The sequence below is a fragment of the Chromobacterium vaccinii genome, assembly GCF_000971335.1.
Taxonomy (GTDB): domain Bacteria; phylum Pseudomonadota; class Gammaproteobacteria; order Burkholderiales; family Chromobacteriaceae; genus Chromobacterium; species Chromobacterium vaccinii.
Genome location: NZ_JZJL01000008.1, coordinates 88,797 through 107,729 on the forward strand (window position 1 = coordinate 88,797; position 18,933 = coordinate 107,729).

At 63.4% G+C, this 18,933-nt stretch carries 15 protein-coding genes; 7 read left to right on the forward strand and 8 right to left on the reverse strand.

Annotated elements, in window-relative coordinates; translation table 11 throughout:
* Positions 1-244 precede the first annotated feature (244 nt).
* The 3 genes from VL52_RS23140 to msbA are packed head-to-tail and all read left to right on the forward strand — an operon-like array spanning position 245 to position 4,016.
* On the forward strand, positions 245-1,135 hold the full coding sequence (locus tag VL52_RS23140) for a hypothetical protein (protein ID WP_052729177.1): 891 nt from the start codon (positions 245-247) through the stop codon (positions 1,133-1,135).
* Between the two features lie 11 nt (positions 1,136-1,146).
* Positions 1,147-2,250 (forward strand): glycosyltransferase family 4 protein, encoded by a 1,104-nt coding sequence (locus VL52_RS06015; protein WP_046156229.1) that lies wholly within the window; start codon positions 1,147-1,149, stop codon positions 2,248-2,250.
* A gap of 11 nt (positions 2,251-2,261) precedes the next feature.
* Complete coding sequence (gene msbA, locus VL52_RS06020) at positions 2,262-4,016, forward strand: lipid A export permease/ATP-binding protein MsbA (RefSeq protein WP_046156181.1); 1,755 nt, start codon at positions 2,262-2,264, stop codon at positions 4,014-4,016.
* Positions 4,017-4,106: 90 nt separating this feature from the next.
* Here msbA and VL52_RS06025 read toward each other — a convergent pair whose 3' ends face one another.
* The 8 genes from VL52_RS06025 to VL52_RS06060 all read right to left on the reverse strand — a co-directional run bounded on the left by VL52_RS06025 (position 4,107) and on the right by VL52_RS06060 (position 11,190).
* The gene (locus VL52_RS06025) at positions 4,107-4,487 is read right to left on the reverse strand and encodes a type IV pilus assembly protein FimV (protein ID WP_021478274.1); all 381 of its coding nucleotides are present in this window, start codon (positions 4,485-4,487) and stop codon (positions 4,107-4,109) included.
* 118 nt (positions 4,488-4,605) lie between these two features.
* Positions 4,606-5,685 carry a 3-dehydroquinate synthase gene (gene aroB, locus VL52_RS06030; protein WP_046156182.1) on the reverse strand — a complete coding sequence of 360 codons (1,080 nt, stop codon included), beginning with the start codon at positions 5,683-5,685 and terminating at the stop codon, positions 4,606-4,608.
* Positions 5,685-6,239, reverse strand: a complete 555-nt coding sequence (gene aroK / locus VL52_RS06035) for a shikimate kinase AroK (RefSeq protein ID WP_021478276.1) — start codon at positions 6,237-6,239, stop codon at positions 5,685-5,687. Before aroK ends, aroB begins: the two co-directional genes overlap by 1 nt.
* Before the next feature lie 34 nt (positions 6,240-6,273).
* On the reverse strand, positions 6,274-8,373 hold the full coding sequence (locus tag VL52_RS06040) for a type IV pilus secretin PilQ (RefSeq protein ID WP_046156183.1): 2,100 nt from the start codon (positions 8,371-8,373) through the stop codon (positions 6,274-6,276).
* A complete protein-coding gene (locus tag VL52_RS06045; RefSeq protein ID WP_046156230.1) occupies positions 8,370-8,888 on the reverse strand; it encodes a pilus assembly protein PilP in 519 nt (172 codons plus the stop codon). The genes VL52_RS06040 and VL52_RS06045 overlap by 4 nt, the downstream gene beginning before the upstream one ends.
* Positions 8,889-8,893: 5 nt before the next feature.
* Positions 8,894-9,505 carry a type IV pilus inner membrane component PilO gene (locus VL52_RS06050; RefSeq protein WP_046156184.1) on the reverse strand — a complete coding sequence of 204 codons (612 nt, stop codon included), beginning with the start codon at positions 9,503-9,505 and terminating at the stop codon, positions 8,894-8,896.
* Positions 9,502-10,077, reverse strand: coding sequence for a PilN domain-containing protein (locus VL52_RS06055; protein WP_046156185.1), 576 nt, complete (start codon positions 10,075-10,077; stop codon positions 9,502-9,504). The genes VL52_RS06050 and VL52_RS06055 overlap by 4 nt, the downstream gene beginning before the upstream one ends.
* Complete coding sequence (locus tag VL52_RS06060) at positions 10,078-11,190, reverse strand: pilus assembly protein PilM (RefSeq protein WP_046156186.1); 1,113 nt, start codon at positions 11,188-11,190, stop codon at positions 10,078-10,080. It abuts the gene before it with no gap.
* Positions 11,191-11,356: 166 nt separating this feature from the next.
* Between VL52_RS06060 and VL52_RS06065 the strand changes: the two genes are divergently transcribed.
* The 4 genes from VL52_RS06065 (at position 11,357) to VL52_RS06080 (ending at position 18,831) form a co-directional block, all read left to right on the forward strand.
* A complete protein-coding gene (locus tag VL52_RS06065) occupies positions 11,357-13,669 on the forward strand; it encodes a penicillin-binding protein 1A (RefSeq protein WP_231150130.1) in 2,313 nt (770 codons plus the stop codon).
* A gap of 115 nt (positions 13,670-13,784) precedes the next feature.
* Positions 13,785-14,519 carry a metallophosphoesterase gene (locus VL52_RS06070; RefSeq protein ID WP_046156188.1) on the forward strand — a complete coding sequence of 245 codons (735 nt, stop codon included), beginning with the start codon at positions 13,785-13,787 and terminating at the stop codon, positions 14,517-14,519.
* 122 nt (positions 14,520-14,641) lie between these two features.
* Complete coding sequence (gene lpxO, locus VL52_RS06075; RefSeq protein ID WP_046156189.1) at positions 14,642-15,562, forward strand: lipid A hydroxylase LpxO; 921 nt, start codon at positions 14,642-14,644, stop codon at positions 15,560-15,562.
* 317 nt (positions 15,563-15,879) lie between these two features.
* Entirely contained in the window at positions 15,880-18,831 is a 2,952-nt protein-coding gene (locus VL52_RS06080) for an EAL domain-containing protein (RefSeq protein WP_082113650.1), read from the forward strand.
* Positions 18,832-18,933: the final 102 nt, after the last annotated feature.

The window sequence follows — 18,933 nt, forward strand, 5'->3', positions numbered from 1 at the left end:
GGAGAGCTTCTGCCGAGATGATTATATACGACATGAGCTGGTTCTTATCGATGCTTGCCGCTCAAGAGCATTGCTGCGATGATTGCGCCTCTCCATATGAACTGGCGGGATGTCCACATCGTTTATGCCGATCCGGTGGGGCGCCTGTTGCAGCAAGGCGCTTGGCAGGACCCGGCTTTTGCGGAGGTGTCCCGACTAAGGTGAAATGGCGAGTAGATGAATGAGTTTGGTAAGGTGAGACACAATGCGTAATCTGTCCGATTTCGGCATGATGGAATGGCTGAGGCTGCTGCCGTGCCACGATGCGCTCAAACAATGGCGCAACGATGCATGGCAGGCCGCTTACATCGCTAAGCGGGTGGAGGGACAAGAGCGTCTGGTGTCTGAACTCCGGCAGGGCAAGGGTGCGCTGGGGTTGGTCGTGGCGTTTGAGCAGCCATGGGCGCTGAATTGGCAATTGACCCTGGCGAGCAAGAATACCCCGGATACCACAATGGTGGTGTTCGATAACTCCCGGCGACCGGAAATGCGGAGGCAAATCGCTCAGGTCTGTCTTGATAGGCAAGTGCCTTATCTGGCCCTGCCGGCCAATCCGACCCGGCATGTCAATCGTTCCCATGGTTTCGCGATGAGCTGGATCTACCACAACATCGTGCTTCCGGCCGAACCCCGTAGTTTCGCTTTCATCGATCACGACATGATTCCGGTAGCGCCCAGCCGACTGCTGGTCGATCTCGACGACCAGCCGGTGTACGGACTGCCTAACCACAGCGAGTGGGGTTGGCATTTGTGGGCCGGGTATTGCGCGTTCCGCTTCGACCACATGAAGCGACGCCGGCTCAATTTTCTGTATGACTTTTCCAATGGCCTGGATACCGGGGGCCGCAATTGGCGTTCCCTGTACCGGGAGCTCGATGCTTCCACTCTAAGAATGGCGAAGCATCGCATGCGCGAGATCACTGATCCAGTGAGCGGGCACCCCTTCACTATCCAGGTGATCGATGATTGCTGGTACCACATCGGCAGCATCAGCTATAACAATGGTTTTGAATCGCAGTTCGAGCTGTGTCAGCACCTTGAGGCCGAACTGGCGGCGGGGCGGCCTTGGGCTGAACTGTGCCCGCCCGAAGGTTGATGGGCATCCGCATGTCTGAGTTCATATTATTCTCCGAGTCTTCGCCCAATGTGGGAGGGCAGGAGTTTCAATTGATGCAGCAGATGGCCAAGCTGGGCGAGGCGGGCTACCGGCCGGTGCTGGCGTGCCGTCCTGGCACGGCGGTGGCCGATGTCGCGCGAGACAAGGGTTTGGCCATCCTGCCCTTGCGCTTTCGAAACAGCGCGCATCTGCCCACCATCGTGGGCCTATGGCGATGGATGCGGGAGCACCGGCCCAGGCTGGCGGTCTGCCACAGCGGGCATGACAGCAATAATGTGGCCCTTGCCGCCAGAATGCTGCGGGACCGGCCGTTTCTGCTGCGATCCCGTACTTACCAGGCCGGTTACCCGTCGACCTTGACCTACAATCATCTGATTGATGCGACGATGCTGCCGAGCGAGTGCTTGAGGCAAAGCCTGCTGGCGAATCCGGCCATCCGGGCAGATCGGCTGCATGTCGTGTATCCGGGGATCGACTTCGAGCGGCTGGACCAGGCTGCCGAACAGCCTTTGCCGCCGCGGATTGCCGATTGGCTCTCTAGCGGGACCGGCCCGGTGCTGGCGCATGCGGCGATGTTGCGCGGCGAGAAGGGACATCTGACTTTGCTGGGCGCGCTGGCCGAATTGAAAGACGCGTGGCCTGGCTTGCGTTACGTCATCGCCGGAGACGGCGGGGAGAGGGCGCGCATCGAAGCGGAAGTCTCTCGTTTGGGATTGCAGGAGCGTGTTTTGCTGGCCGGCATCGTCAATCCGGTTGCGGCTTTGCTCGCCAGGGCCGACATCGTCGTCATGCCTTCCACTTACGAGCCGCTGGGCATGTCGCAGATCGAGGCGCTGGGTTTGGGCATTCCCGTCATCGCCAGCGATACCGGCGGCATTCCAGAGACGGTTTCCGATGGTGTGACCGGCCTGTTGGCTGCGTCTGGCAGCGTGTCCGATTGGGCTCGCGCGCTGGCGGAAGCCTTGGCCGACTTGCCCAGGATGCGCGCGATGGCCGAGATGGGGCGTGAAGATGTCCGTCAGCGTTTCTCGGTCGAACGCAATTTGGAAAGCATTCTTCAATTAGCAGGGTTGCCGCGCTGGCCGCGCCGATGACAGGGTTTTGAATGAAAGATTCGTTTAAGAATAGTTGGGCTATATACCGGCGGCTGCTCGGATACTTGTTTGGTTACTGGAAAGTGCTGTTGCTGTCGATCCTATCGATGACTGTTGCGGCGCTGACCGAGCCTGCCGTCGCCAAGCTGCTCAAGCCGCTGATCGACGGCGGCTTTGTCAATAAAGATCCCCAGGTGATCATGTGGGTGCCGCTGACCATCATCGGCATCTACCTGATACGCGGAATGGCCGGCTTCATCAACGAATACACCGCCAGCTGGCTGACCGGGCAGCTGGTGCAGGCCTTGCGGCAGCAGATGTTCGCCAAGCTGGTGCGTTTGCCGGCGCACTATTACGACGAGCACCAGTCCGGCAGGCTGATGTCGCGGATCACCAATGATGTCAACCAGGTTACCGAGGCGGGCTTCAACGTGATCACCGTCACCGTGCGCGACGGCTTGACCGCGCTTGGCATGCTGGGCCTGATGCTGATGACCGACTGGCAGCTGACGCTGATCTGCCTGGTGGTGATGCCGGGGGTTACTTATTGCATGCGGCTGGTGGGCAAGCGTCTGCGCGGATTGGCGCGGCAGAACCAGCAGCATATGGCGCAGATGACCCAGGTGTTGGCGGAGAGCATCCAGTGCCAGCGCGCGATCAAGGTATATGGCGGCCAAGAGCGCGAAATGGCGCGGTTCGACGATACGGCGACGTCGGTGCGGCGCAACCAGGTCAAGCAAAGCGCGGCCAGCTCGGCCAATACCGGCGTCACCCAGCTGATGATCGCGTGCGCGCTGGCGGCGATCTTGTACTTTGCCGGCCTGCGCGCCCAGCATGGCGCGCTGACCGCCGGCGACTTCATGGTGTTTCTGACGGCGATGCTCGGCCTATTCGCGCCGGTCAAGCGCATTTCCAGCGTATCGCAGGCGATGCAGCGCGGCCTGGCGGCGGCGGAGTCGGTATTCTCCTTCATCGACGAGCCAGGGGAGCCCGACAGCGGCGATCGAGCCCTGCCCACGCCCAGTGGGCAGCTGCGCTTTGACGGCGTCAGCTTCGCCTATCCCAATGTGGACAACCCCGCGTTGTCCGGCATCGACTTGACGATACAGCCCGGCGAGACCGTGGCGCTGGTGGGGTCTTCCGGCAGCGGCAAGACTACGCTGGCCAGCCTGGTGCCGCGTTTCTACGAGCCGTCTTCAGGACGGCTGCTGCTGGACGGCGTGGCGCTGTCCGACATCCCGTTGAGCCAGCTGCGCGGGCATATCGCGCTGGTCAGCCAGCAGGTGGAGCTGTTCAACGATACCGTGGCGGCCAATATCGCTTACGGCCGGGAGGATGCGTCGCGCGAAGCGATCATCGATGCCGCCCGCGCGGCCAATGCGCTGGAGTTCATCGAGGCCTTGCCGGAGGGGATGGATACCATCATCGGCGAAAATGGTTCCCGCTTGTCGGGCGGCCAACGGCAGCGGCTGGCGATCGCGCGCGCGCTGTTGAAGAACGCGCCGCTGCTGATCCTGGACGAGGCGACATCGGCGCTGGACACTCAGTCGGAGCGTCTGGTGCAGGCCGCGCTGGAAAACCTGATGAAAAACCGAACTACGATCGTGATCGCGCACCGGCTGTCCACCATCGAGAACGCCGACCGCATCGTGGTGATGCATCAGGGGCAGGTGGTCGAGCAGGGGCGTCATCAGGCATTGCTGGGGCAGGGCGGCTTGTACGCCAGGTTGCACAGCCTGCAGTTCAGCGAACCGAAGGCGGTTTGAGCCGCCCAGCCCCATCGCTCTTGGCGGAAAACGACAAGGCTGCCCTGGGGCAGCCTTGTTTCGTTGGGCATTGCGCTTAAGCGCTGGAACTCAACGTTTGGAGAACAGCGGCTCCTGGGGCGCCAGTTCGCGGCCGTTTTCCCGTATCGTGTGCCAGACCGGCTGGCCTTGCACTTGAGGGTGGACGTCGCGCGCGAGCGACACATAGGCCTTGCTGTCGCGGGCGTTGGAATACGCGCGCAGCAGGGCGACTTTGGCGTGGAGATTGTCGGGATCGTCCTTCAGGGAGTCCTTCAGGACTCGGACGGCTTCGCGGGTGCGGCCATAAGCCAGGAAGACTTCGGCTTCTCCGACAGGGTCGATGCCGCGTTGAACGGGCTTGATGTAACGTAGATGACGCCAGAACTGGCGCAGCGAATAATAGACGAGCATCAGGGCCAGACTGCTGGCCAGTGCCGTAAAGACATCCATTCTATTTCTCCCCCCCTCGTGTGAAACAACATCTTATTTAGTCTGTTGATTATTCTGACGAGGCGGGCGACTTGGCAATTCGTATAAATCCGTAGCCAGGCCGCCTGGACAGCCGGGATCAGCTGTTTTCGCGCAGAATCCGGTCCAGCAAGGCGGTGTTCAATCCCGACTCTATCACGGCTTGGCCCAGCGAGCGCAACAGCACGAAGCGCACGGTGCCGGACTCGACCTTCTTGTCGTGGCTCATCAGGCTCAGCCATTGCTCGGTCGGCATGGAGGGAGCCTTGACCGGCAGGCCGGCGGCGGCGATCAGCCGGCGCACGCGCTCTAGGTCGTCCCGGCTGATCCAGCCGAGCTCGGCGGAGGCCGCGGCGGCCAAGACCATGCCGACGGCTACCGCTTCGCCGTGCAGCCACGCGCCATAGCCCAGTCCGGCCTCGATGGCGTGGCCGAAGGTATGGCCCAGATTCAAGAGCGCGCGCACGCCGTTTTCCTTCTCATCCTCGGAAACGATGGCGGCCTTCATTTCGCAGCTGCGCTTCACCGCGTATTGCAGCGCTTCGCCGTCGCGCGCGCGCAGTTTGGCCATATTGGCTTCCAGCCAGGCGAGGAAGCCGGCGTCGCCGAGCAGGCCGTACTTGATCACTTCGGCCAGGCCCGCGGACAGCTCGCGGTCGGGCAGGGTGGCCAGCAGATCCATGTCGGCGATGACGGCCTTCGGCTGGTAGAAGGCGCCGATCATGTTCTTGCCCTGCGGATGGTTGATCGCGGTTTTGCCGCCGACCGAGGAGTCCACCTGCGCGAGCAGGGTGGTGGGAATCTGGATGAAGGGCGCGCCGCGCTGGTAGCAGGCGGCGGCGAAGCCGGTCATGTCGCCTATCACGCCGCCGCCCAGCGCGATCAGCGTGGTCTTGCGCTCGGCGTTGCCCGACAGCAGCGCGTCGAAGATCAGATTCAGCGTCTGCCAGTCCTTGTGCCGTTCGCCGTCGGGCAGCACTACGCTGGCGCAGGCCACGCCGCGGGCTTCCAGCGCTTGCTGCAGCCGGGGCAGATAGAGCGGCGCGACGGTGGCGTTGCTGACGATGGCCACTTTGGGCAGCGGCAGGAGGGGCAGCAGCAGATCGACCTGTTCCAGGAGTCCGTGGCCAATGTGTATCGGGTATCGGGTATCGGGAAGGATCAGGTCGAGGGTGATCACTAGTCGGTTTCCTTGGGATGGTGCGGTGAAGCCAACAGCTGGTCGAACAGGCGGGCGACCAGCAGATTGACGTTCTGCTGGGTGGTGTCGATGATGATGTCGGCGATCTCGCGGTACAGCGGATCGCGCTCGTTGAACAGGCTTTCCAGCTTGGCGCGCGGATCGGCGATCTGCAGCAGGGGGCGGTTCTTGTCGTGCTGGGTGCGGGCGAGAAGATCGTCTATCGCGGCGCGCAGGTAGATCACGGTGCCATGGCTGGCCAGAACCTTGCGGTTTTCCTCGCGCATCACGGCGCCGCCGCCGGTGGCGAGCACGATGTCGCGCTGCTGGGCCAGGTCGCGTATCACGCAGGCTTCGCGATTGCGGAAACGCAGCTCGCCTTCGATGTCGAAGATGGTGGCCACGCGCACGCCGGTGCGCGCCTCGATCTCCTGGTCGGAATCGTAGAACGTCTTGCCGGTGCGGCGCGCCAACGCCCTGCCCACCGTGGTCTTGCCCGCGCCCATCAGACCGACCAGAAAAAAGTTGCCTGCCAGTTTCTCCATGGCAGGCATTGTAGCTGATCGTTAATGAGTCTGTCTTGGCCCTTCAGCGCGATGCGGCCACCAGGTCGTTGATCACTTTCGGGGTGATGAAAATCAGCAGCTCGCTGCGCTTGTCTATCTTCTGCGAGCTGCGGAACAGCGCGCCCAGCAGGGGGATGTCGCCGAGGAAGGGCACTTTGTTGACCACATTGTCCAGCTGCTGTTGATAGATGCCGCCTAGCACTACGGTGCCGCCGTTGTCCACCAGCACCTGGGTGGTGATTTTCTCGGTCGACAGCGATGGCGTGCCGTTCACCGTCTGCTGGAAATTGGCCGAGTCCTTGTTGACGGTGATGTCCATCATCACGTGGTTGTCGGGCGTGATCTGCGGTTTCACCTTGAGACTGAGCACCGCCTTTTTGAACGCCACCGACGTGGCGCCGCTGGAGCTGGCTTCCTGATAGGGGATTTCGGTGCCCTGCTCGATGGTGGCCTCCTGGCGGTCGGCGGTCATCACCCGCGGGCTGGATATGATGCGGCCCTTGTCTTCGGCCTGCATCGCTTGCAGTTCCAGGCCCAGGATTACCGAGTGGCCGACGTTGTACAACGCGGACAGCGTGCCGGACGGATTGGTGATCGGCAGGTTGACGCCGGCGGGCGTGGTCTGGATCACATAGGGCTGATTGGTGTTCAGGTTGGTGACGTTGTTGACGTTGGTGCCCAGCGGATTGCCGGAGATGATGCCCTTGGGGTCGGCGCGGTCATAGGTGAGCTTGATGCCCAGATCGCGCTCCCAGTTGTCAGTGGCCTCGACGATGCGGGCTTCGATCAGCACCTGTTTAACCGGGATGTCGGTCTTGGCGATCACATCGCGGATCTTATCGATCGCGGTGCCGATGTCGTTGACGATCAGGGTATTGGTCTTGGGGTCGATCAGAACGCTGCCGCGCTCCGACAGCAGGCTTTCCTTCTTGCCGGAATTGTTGTCGCCGTCCAGCACTTTCTTGAAGTCCTCGGCCGAGCGGTAGCGCAGCACGAAGGTTTCCGAACGCAGCGGCTCCAGCGTGGCCAGCTGTTGCCGCGCCTCCTGCACTTGCTTGTCGCGCGCCAAGAGTTCGTCCCGCGGCGCGATCTGGATGATGTTGCCGTTGCGGCGCTGATCCAGCCCCTTACTTTGCAGGATCAGGTCCAGCGCCTGGTCCCAGGGCACGTCCTTCAACCGGAGCGTGATGTTGCCGGTGACCGAGTCGCTGGTGACGACGTTGAGGCCGGTGAATTCGGCGATCACCTGCAGCACGGTCCGGATCTCGATGTTCTGGAAGTTGAGCGACAGCTTGTCGCCCTTGTACAGCGGTTTGCCGGCATCGCCGCCGCCCGTCATTGTCAGCGCGGGGCGCCGCACCTCGACCACCAGCTTGCCGTCGGTCTGGTAAGACGAGTACTCCCAGTCGCCCTGTGGTATCACGGTGACGCGGATGTTGCGGCCCAGATTGGCGGCGTCCACCTTGGCTACCGGGGTGCCGAAGTCTGTAACGTCGATGCGGCGCACCAACTGGGGCGGCAATGAGGCGCTGGCGATGTCGACCACCAGGTTGGCGCCGTCGCGCCGGATGTCCACCGGCGTATTGGCGCTGGGTAGCGCCAGCTCCACCCGACCCTCGCCGTTGCGGCCGCGGCGGAAATCCAGGCCGGCCGTGCCGCCCGCGGCGCTTTGCGCCTGTATGTCGGCGCGGACGGTCGGCGCGATTTCCTGAGGCGTGGAGGATGCTTGCTCTGAAGAGGTGGAGCCGTCCAGCGTCAGCAGCAGGCGGTTGCCGCTGATCTCGCTGCGGTAGCTGGCGTTGCGGGCCAGGTTGAGCACCAGCCGAGAGCGGCCGCTGGCCTCTACCGCGACGGCAGAACGCAGCAACGGACTGTCGACGCTGAGCGAGGGTTTGGACATCTTGACGCCGGTGTTGGCGAAGTCCAGCGCGATGCGGGGCGGGTTGGACAGGGAGAAGCTGTTGGGCTTGACCGCCGGGCCGTCGAAGGTGATTTGCAGCGTCTGCCGGTTGCCGTCCACCTTGCCCGCGTCCAGCGCGGTGATGGACGGCGCGGCGACGGCCAATCCCCCGGCCAGGCACAAGGCCAGGCCTGTCCACAATGCGATGCCGAGTCTTTTCATTTGTTCTGCCCTTGTTCTGCAAGATGCAGGCTGCTGCTGCGCTGCACCCACTCTCCATTCAGGTCTTCGACGGTTTCGGCAAGTTGCACTTCCGCATCGCTGATCGAGGTGACCTTGCCAAAGTTCAGCCCCAGGTAGTTGCCGGGCTGCACTCGGTAGACTGATCCTTCCGGCGTGCGGATCAGCGCGTAGATGGCGGCGCTCCGTCGTATCGTGCCCACCATCTCCAGTTTGTCCAGATCGTAATTTTCCAACGCCTCCCTCGGGCGGCTCAGGTCCGGCGCGTTGGCCGAATTCTGGCGCTTGCCCGCCTGCAGCTTCTGCGGATTGAACGGATCGGTCAGGTCGTAGGCCTGATAGTTGAATGGTTTATAGGCCTGCACTTGCGGCAACGGTTCGATCTGGCCGCGCAGGCCCAGGCTGCTGTTCGCCATCCACTGCTTGAGGTCGTCGTTGCCGCCGTCTCCGCAGGCGCCCAGCAGCAGCGGGAGCAGGCAGATCGCTATTCTTCTCATCGTCATCACTTCTGCGCCATCGCGCCGAGGCGTTCGCCAGGCTCCAGCGCCCGGTAAGTGCGGGCCGTCGCGTCCATGATCAGCCGGTTGTCCTTGCCGCTGCTTGGCGTGAGATTGATCTCGCCGATGGTGACGATGCGGGACAGTTGGGCGATGTCGTTGACGAAGGCAGCCAGGTCGTTGTACGAGCCGGTCAGGCGGATGGTGATCGGCACTTCGGCCATCTCCGCGGTGCGGGTCTCGGCTCCGGGTTTGAACAGGTCGAATTGCAGCCCGCGGCCGATGCCGGCCTGATTGATTTCTGTGAGCAGGGTATCCATGTCGGACTTGGTCGGCAGTTGCTTGAGCAAGGCGCCGAAGGAGGCGTCGATTTCCTTCAACTGTTGTTCCAGCGCGTCCAGGTTCACTGCTTGGCGTTTCTTGTCGATGAAGGTCTGCTTCAGCGTGGCTTCCTGCAGGCGGGACTGGCCCAGCTTGTCCAGTTGCTCGCCCAGCACAAAGAAATAGCCCAGCCCCACCACCAGCAGCAAGAGCAGGAACAGCATCAGCATCTGCGCCTGCAGCGGCCAGTTGGGCATGTCCTTGGGATCGAGCGCGCGCAACTCGTCCAGCGTCATGGCGTGGCTCCGGCGGGTTTGTTTGAGGGCAGGCCTTGCTTCATCGTGGCATTGAGCGTAAACGCGCTGACGCGCTGATTGTTGACGATGATCGAACTGACTTCGACCAGCACCGGCGCGTCGAAGGTTTCCGACTGGCCGAGCTGGCGCATGTAGCTGGAAACCCGGGCGCCGGATTGGGCGTAGCCGGTCAGCGTCGCCTGGTTGCCGATCTGCTTGAAGCTTTTCAGATACACGCCGTCCGGGGTCTGGCGCACCAGCTGGTCGAACAGGTGCACGGCGGAGTTTCGCCCTTCCTGCAGCCGCTCCACCAGCTGCTTGCGCGCCAGCAGGTCATCGCGTTGTTTCTTCAGCTTGCCGATGTCCTTGATCTGCCGGTCCAGCTTGCCGATTTCCGCCTGCAGCACGTGATTGCGCGCCTCCTGTTCCGAAATCTGGTGTTGCAGCACCATATAGCCTATGGTCAGCAGCACCAGCGAAACGAGGGCGGCGGCGCCCAGCAGAAGCTGGAAGCGCAGCCGGTGCGCGGCTTTCTTCTGTTCGCGGTGGGGGAGGAGGTTGACCCGGATCATTCAGTCGAACCTCCTGAGCGCCAGCCCGCAGGCGATCAGCAGCGAAGGCGCGTCCATCAGCAGCTCTTTCAGCCGGATGCCGGGCGCCTGGACCAGGGTGGTGAACGGGTTGGCGATCATGGTGCTGATCTGGGTGCGGCCGGCCACCGCGTCGTCCAGCCCGGGCAGCATGCTGCAGCCGCCGGCCAGCAGGATGTAGTCGACGCGCAGATATTGCGACACGCTGACCGTGGTGTAGAAGAATTGCAGCGCGCGCTGGATTTCCTGGGCCAGCGAGTCGATGAAGGGATGCATCAGCTCGGATTCGTAGCCGTCGGGCAGCGCCATGTTGCGCTTGCCGCTTTCGGCTTCCTCGAAGCTGATGTTGTAGCGGCGCTGGACGTCGCGCGTCAGCTGGTGTCCGCCGAACATCTGCTCGCGATAGTAGATTTGCTGGTTGTTGCGGATGATGTTGCAGTGGATGCGGGTGGCGCCGATGTCGAACAGCGCGAAGGTCTGGTTCATGCCTTCGTCCGGCAGCTGCTGCTGGATCTGCTCGAAGGCCGTCATCATCGCGAACGATTCCACGTCCACCACCTGGGCGCGCAGGCCGGCCATTTCCACCACCGCCACGCGCTCTTCCACTTTTTCCTTGCGGGCGGCGCACAGCAGCACTTCCAGATCGTCCAGGCTGGACGGCGACGGGCCCAGCACCTGGTGGTCTAGGTTCACCTCGTCTAGCGGAAAGGGGATGATCTGGTTGGCCTCGGACTCGATCAGATCGTCCATGTCTTCGGTCTGGCTGGCCGGCACCAGCAGCTTCTTGTAGATGGCCATCGGCGTGGGGATGGCGATGGCGACGCTGCGTATCGGGCTGCCCAGGCGTTTCCAGCCGTGGCGCAGCGCTTCGGAGATGCCGTCGATGTCGACCAGATTGCCGTCGTTGACCGCGTCCTTGGGCAGCGGCTCGGTCACGTAGCGCTCCACCTGGATGTTGCGGCCGTTGCGGGAGAGCTCGACCAGCTTGATCGCGGTGCTGCTGATGTCCAGCCCAAGCAGCGGCGAATTGTGGGATTTCCCCAGCCCCAGTTGTTCGAGCAAGGAGCGCCCGAGCCTCAATTTATCGATTAGCATCCGCGCCTCGATCAGGTCTCATGCAACAGAAATTCGAACTGTTGCCGCCATTGTTTGTCTTGTTGGCTTTCACAAGACGTTATAATCCGGTTTCCAGTGAAAGCCCATCGTAAATATGCTCAGACGATTTCTTGCTATTTTGGCAGGCGTATTCCTAGGTGGCGTGGTGTTGCTCGCGGGTGCCGCCGCGATTGCAATCATCATAACCTACCCGCGCCTGCAAAGCCTTGATGTAATCACGGACTACCGTCCGAAAATTCCGCTCCGCGTCTACTCCGCCGACAACCAGTTGTTGGGCGAATTCGGCGAAGAGCGGCGTTCGTTTTCCCGCATCCATGAAGTGCCGCAGCTGATGAAGCAGGCGGTGCTGGCGGCCGAGGACGAGCGCTTCTATCAGCATAGCGGCATCGACTACCTCGGCATCATGCGCGCCGCCGTCGGCAACCTGGTGTCCGGCCATGCCCGCTCCGGCGCCAGCACCATCACCATGCAGGTGGCGAAGAACTTCTTCCTGTCCAGCGAGAAAACCTTCACCCGCAAGTTCAACGAAGCGTTGCTGGCGTTCAAGATCGAGCACACGCTGAGCAAGGACCAGATTCTGGAACTGTACTTCAACCAGATCTACCTTGGGCAGCGGGCCTACGGCTTCGCCGCCGCGGCGCAGACGTATTACGGCAAGACGCTCAACGACCTGAGCCCCGCCCAGATGGCGATGCTGGCCGGCCTGCCCAAGGCGCCGTCGGCTTACAACCCCATAGTCAATCCCGACCGAGCCAAGTTGCGCCAGCAATATGTGCTGCGTCGCATGCGCGAGCTGAACTTCATCACCCAGGAGCAGTACGACCAGGCGCTGGCCGAGCCGCTGCATCTGGCCGGCCAGGTGGCGGAAACCAGCCAGCCCGGCCAGTATGTTGCGGAAATGGTACGGCAGGCGATGTACGAGCGTTACAAGGAAGCGGCGTACACCGAAGGCTTCAAGGTCTACACCACCGTGGACAGCCGCCACCAGAAATGGGCGTACGACGCGCTGCGCGCCGGTCTGATCGACTACGACCGCAAGACCGGCTACCGCGGTCCGGAGAGCTTCCTGGATCTGCCGGCCGGCGACGGCGAGGACGCCACCGAGGCATTGGACGAGGCGATGGGCGATCTGCGCGACAGCGGCGACATGCTGCCGGCCATCGTGCTGTCGGCCAGCCCGTCCGAGGTGCGCGCCTACATGCGCGGCGGCAAGATCGCGTCGATCAAGGGCGCGGGCCTCGATTTCGCCCGCCGGGGCTTGAGCAGCAAGGCGTCGCAGCAGCTGCAGATCCGCCGCGGCGCGGTGATCCGCGTGCAAGCCAACGCCAAGGGCTATTGGGAAATCGTGGAGATGCCGGAAGTGGAGGGCGCCTTTGTGTCGCTCGACACCCGCACCGGCGCGATCAAGTCGCTGATCGGCGGCTTCGACTTCAACCGCCGCAGCTTCAACCACGTGACCCAGGCCTGGCGCCAGCCGGGCTCCTCGTTCAAGCCCTTCATCTACTCGTCGGGCATCGAGCGCGGCATCACGCCGTCCACGCTGATCAACGACGCGCCATTGTCGGTGCCCGGGGTCAACGGCCAGATGTGGACGCCCAAGAACGACGACGGCAAGTTCTCCGGCATGATCACCCTGCGCCAGGGCCTGACCCGCTCCAAGAACCTGGTATCGGTGCGCGTGCTGATGGCGGTGGGCACCGACTACGCCCAGCAATACCTGCAGCGCTTCGGCTTCTCCGCCAAGCAGCATCCGGCCTATCTGCCGATGGCGCTGGGCGCGGGCTCGGTGACGCCGCTGCAGATGGTGGAGGGCTATTCGGTGTTCGCCAACGGCGGCTACCGCACCAAGGCCTTCTTCATCGACCGCATCGAAGACCAGTCCGGCCGCGTGCTGGCCAAGACCGTGCCCACCGTGGCCGGCCAGAACGCCCAGCAGGCGATCGATCCGCGCAACGCCTTCATCATGCGCTCGATGATGGGCGACGTGGTCCGCTACGGCACCGGCTTCCGCGCGATGAGCTTGGGCCGCACCGATCTGGCCGGCAAGACCGGCACCACCTCGGACTGGAAGGACGCCTGGTTCGTCGGCTTCAATCCCAATCTGGCGGCAGCCACCTGGGTGGGCTTCGACCAGCCGCGCTCGCTGGGCCGCTACGGCTACGGCGGCACCGCCGCGCTGCCGATCTGGATCAACTACATGGGCAACGCCTTGAAGGGACAGCCGGAAGTGGAGCTGCCGGTGCCGCAGGGCATCGTGGTGAAGCCGGGCGCCGGCCAGCGCGGCGGCGACGAGTACTACTACGAAGAGTTCCAGAAGACCAATCCGGAGCTGCATATCGACAACCAGGGCTCGGTGCCGGGCGGCGAAGGCGACGCCAGCGCGCCGCAGGCGGACACCGACAGCGGCAAGCCCGCCGCCCAGGACGCGGTGGAGAACGTCAAGGATCAGCTGTTCTGATCCCCTTCTCCGGGCGCAAACAACCGGCGGGACATCCCGCCGGTTTTTTTTATTGTCTGAGCCGATGCGCGGTTTCGGCGATAATCGATGCCTTTGACATGGCAGGGGGCCGGGAATGAAAGTCGCGCAATTGACCGATCTGCACCTGTTCGCGGACAAGCGGGGCCGCCTGCTGGAGCGGGATACCCACGCCGCGCTGGAAGCGGTGCTCGCCGCGGCGGCGCGGGAGCCGGGCCTGGAGGCGGTTTTGCTGACCGGGGACGTGTCGCAGGATGAATCGGAGGCGTCGTACCATCTGGCGGCGGAAGCGTTGGCCGAGCTGGACGTGCCGGTGCACTGGATCGCCGGCAACCACGACGACCCCGCGGCGATGGCCCGGGTGTTCGCCGGCTATGATTTTCTGCGGCCGCTGGAGACGCTGGCGCTGGGCGGCTGGACCTTCATCGGCGTCGACAGCTGCGTGGCCGGGCAGGATGGCGGCCGGATCGGCGACGCCGAGCTGGAGCGGCTGCGCCAGCGGCTGGACGCGGCGGGAGAGGGGTCGGCGGCCGTGGTGCTGCACCATCATCCGCTGGCGGTGGGCACGCCCTTGCTGGACGATTGCATGCTGGCGCAGGCCTCGCCATTCTGGCAGGCCGCGACGGCGGCGGAGGCGCTGAAACTGGTGATCTGCGGCCATGTGCACGGCGAGCACAGCATCGCTTACCGCGGCAAGACGCTGGAGGTGGGGCCGGCAACCTGCTTCCAGTGGAGGCGCGGCGCATGCGACATCGAGATCGACGATCGGCGCGGTTACCGGCTGTTCGACTTTTCCGCAGGCAGCTATTCGGTACGAACGGTATTTGTCTGAAAGGGTCCAAATTGCTGAAGATGCGGCCATTTTTTGTACCTTGCGGCCAGTTTCTACCCGAATAAGCCTGCGCTGATGGTCCTGTCGTTTTACAATGTCGCTCTGATTGTCTGGAGTTGCCGATGCCTTATTTCAAGATTCTGGTGGTGGCGGTTTTCGTGCTGTCCACCCTTTACGTGCATTTCCGCGGCCGCGTGCGGCTGGGATTCTGGCGCCAGTTGAGCGACCACTCCACCATCATGGCGCCGATCAACTGCTTCATGTATCTATTTTCCAAGGTGCCGCCCAAGCCCTATTTGCCGGTGGCGCGCTTCCCCGAGCTGCAGGCGCTGACCGCCAACTGGGAAAAGATCCGCGAAGAGGCGGTGGCGCTGTACGACCGCGGCAATATCAAGGCCTCGGACAAGTACGACGACCTGGGCTTCAATAGCTTCTTCAAAACCGGCTGGAAACGCTTCTACCTGAAATGGTATGGCCAGGATCACGTGTCCGCCCAGGCGCTGTGCCCGTACACCACCGAATTATTGAGGCAGTTTCCCAACATCAAGGCGGCGATGTTCGCCGCGCTGCCGCCGGGCAGCCGCCTGGTGCGCCACCGCGACCCGTTCGCCGGTTCGGTGCGCTACCACCTGGGCCTGATCACGCCCAACGACGACGGCTGCTTCATCGATGTGGACGGCGAAAAATACAGCTGGCGCGACGGCGAGGCAGTGATCTTCGACGAAACCTATCTGCACTATGCGGAGAACACCACCGATCAGAACCGCATCATCCTGTTCTGTGACGTGGAGCGGCCGATGTGGTTCTGGCCGGCGCGGGTGATCAACCGCATCGTCAGCCGCGTGCTGGTGGGCGCGGCCAATTCGCCGAACGAGGCGGGCGACCGCGTCGGCGGCCTCAATCGCGCCTTCCGCTACATCCAGCAGGTGCGCCTGCTGGGCAAGAAGATCAAGGCGCAGAGCCGCTTCACCTACTATCTGCTGAAGTGGCTGATCCTGGGCGGCCCCATCGTGCTGTGGCTGTTCTGGGGCGCTTGGCGCTGAGAATGGCTTCGCAGTGGAGCATGCAAACCGCGCTTGCTGGCGCGGTTTTTTCATGTTTGTTCAGGACAAGGTCTAGCCGGCGGCCGATCCCTCCCGCATGGCGCTGGCGACATGGAATAGCCAGCAATCTTTCCATGTATTTCAAAGCGTTAGTTATTTATTAGCCCGCGTATGCCGACAGGCGAAACCTTTGATTTGGCGCAACGTGGGGAAAGCATTGTCTCAACTAGGCTGAACTCGAGTGACGGTGAAAATTTACTAGATAAAACCAATGTCGGCAGAGAGCCGCGCCGCACGCCACTAGAAGGAGCGCGGGGATGCGCATGAATGACAGCGCGGGGCGGGGGGCCGCAGAGACTATACGATTGGGATTGCTGGCGCCGCTGAGCGGCCTGGTGGGCATGTATGGCGAGGAAATCATCCGCGCCGGGTCCATCGCCTGCGACGAAGTGAACGCAGAGGGCGGTGTGCTGGGGCTACCGCTGGAACTGGTGACTGCGGACGACGGCAGCTTTCCGGCCAGCGCGGTGCCGGCCGCCCTTGGCTTGGTGGACTTTTCCGGCTGCGCGGCGCTGATAGGCAACCTGCTGACCAACTCCCGCATCGCGGTGGCGGACAAGGTGGCCGGCCAGCGGCGCGTGCCCTATCTCAACTTCGCCTTCTACGCCGGCGGTATCGCGTCGCGTTATTTCTTCCATTTTTCCGCGCTGCCCAATCAGCAGATAGACAAGATGATCGCCTGGGCCGCCTCGTGGCTGGGGCAGAAGATGTTCTTCGCCGGCAACAACTACGAATGGCCGCGCGGCTCCATCGACGCCGCCAAGCGGGCGCTGATTCGCGTGGGCGGCGAGCCGGTGGGAGAGGTTTACCTGCCGTTCGACGCAGGGCCCAGCGCGATCGATGCCTTGCTGGATGAGGTGAGACAGTCGGGCGCCGATGTCTTCGTGCCTTACTTCGCCGGGGCCAACCAGATCGCGGTGCTGAAGCGCTTCGCCGAACGCGGCCTGAAGCGGCAGATGGCGGTGGTGATGGGCCATTTTGATGACCTGATGGCCAGCCTGCTGCCGGAAGACGCGCGGGAAGGCCTGTATGGCTGCAACACCTATTTCATGTCGGTGGACACCGGGCACAACCAGCGGCTGCTGGCGGCACTGGCTCGCCGGCCCGGCGTGGACGGATTGTGGCCGAAAGGCAATGGCTTGCTGACCAATTTCGGCGAGGGCGCCTATCTATGCGTGCATGCCTTCGCCCAGGCTGCCAGGGCAGCCGGCTCGCTGGAAACCGGGAAGCTGCTGGCCGCGCTGGAGTACGTCATCGTCAACGGGCCTCAAGGCACGGTGGTGATGGATGCCGCCAGCCATCACGCGGCGGTCAGCTGCTTTCTGGCGCAGTGTGGCCGGGAGGGCGGCTTCCGTATCCTGGAGAGCTTCGGCTGCCATGCGCCGATGATGCCAGAGCGCTGTGCTCAGTCGCTGTTACCGGCTCCATCCCGTCAGAGCTTGGCTTCGGATGGGGCGCACTCCGTCGACGGCATCGACTCGGACCAGGTGCAGCAGATACTCACGCTGGTGGACATGGCTGTTCTGTCCGCCGATGAGGAAGGCGTGATCATCGACGCCAATCCCGCCGCCTGCGAAATGTTCGCCTATACCGTGGATGAAATGCTGGGCATGCCGGTGCACCAGCTGCTGCCGCTAGCCCTCAGGCAGCGGCACGCCGAGATGATGAAGCAATTCATCACCAGCGGCGACGTGATCCGGCGCATGGCCAGCCGCAGCAATGTCACCGGCTGTCGCAAGGACGGCAGCTATTTCCCGCTGGAAATCTCCATCGCCAAATTCCGCAAGGGCGAGCGCTGGACATTGATCGCCACGCTGCACGACGTCAGCGCGCAGATGCGGACCCAGGAAGAGCTGCTGTGGAGCGCCACCCATGACGCGCTGACCGGCCTGGCCAACCGCGCACTGCTGCTGGAGCGGCTGGAGCGGGCGCTGCAGCGCTCGCGCCGGACCGGCGCCGGCATGGCGCTGTTGTTCATCGACCTGGACAACTTCAAGCTGATCAACGATACCCATGGCCACGGAGTGGGCGACCAGTTGATCCAGGCCATCGCCACCCGGCTGCTGACGCAGCTGCGGCCTGGCGACACTGTGGCGCGCTTCGCCGGCGACGAGTTTGTGGTGCTGTGCGAGCAGGTGGTACGGCCTGAGGACATTTCCGCGCTGGCGGAGCGGATCAACGTTGCGCTGCGGGAGGAAATCCGCCTGGGCGGCCTGCCGCTGGCCTGCACCGCCAGCATCGGCATCGCCATAGGCAACGGCCGTCAGCACCTAGCTGATGATCTGCTGCGGGCGGCGGACATCGCGATGCACGCGGTGAAACAGAAGGGGCGGGATGGCTGGCGCTTCTTCAACGACAGCCTGCATGGGCAGGCCAGGCAGCGGTTTTCCATCATCCAGGGCCTGCGCTCGGCGATAAAGCGGGAAGAGCTGCACGCGCGCTACCAGCCCATCGTCGACGCGGATGGCGGCAGGGTGGTCGGCGCGGAGCTACTGCTGCGCTGGCACACCGCCGGAGGAGAGATCCCGCCGGCCCTGTTCATTCCCATCGCCGAAAGCTGCGGCGCCATCGTCTCCATCGGCTACTGGGTATTCCGCCAGGCTTGCCTGGCGGAGGCGGACTGGCGGCGGCGCTGGGGCGCCGACGCGCCTTATGTGTCGGTCAACCTGTCGGCCAGGCAGCTGGACGAGGCGCGGCTGGCGGACGAGTACCGGCGCATCTTGCAGGAAACCGGGGCAGATCCGGCGCGAATCCTGCTGGAAGTGACGGAAACCGCGCTGATGGCGGACATCGACGTCAACCTGAAAGTGCTGCAGGCGCTCAATGCGCTGGGGCTGCGCGTGGCGGTGGATGATTTCGGCACCGGCTACTCCTCGCTGGCGCAACTGACGCGTCTGCCGGTAGAAGTGCTGAAGATAGACCGTGCCTTCGTGGACGGCATCGGCCGCAAGCAGCAGGACGTGACGCTGATCCGCGCCATTATCGGCCTGGGCAAGGCGCTGGGCCTGAAACTGGTGGCGGAGGGTGTGGAAAGCGACGAGCAACTGCAGACGCTGCGCCAACTGGGCTGCGATCTGATCCAGGGCTATCTGTTCCACCGGCCGATGCCGCTGGACGCGCTGCTAAGCGTGGTGGAGAACAGCTGCTCCGCCGGACGGGACGCCGCCCAGGCCTGCCCGTTGGGCGAGGGGGACGTCGAGCCGCGGTGACTGCGCGCGGGAAGCCTCGGATGCCCACCTCTGTGGCGATGCCTATCTTCGCGTTGTAGATCAGCTTCTATTTAGCCTATGTGCAGGGAAGAGCGGACGCGA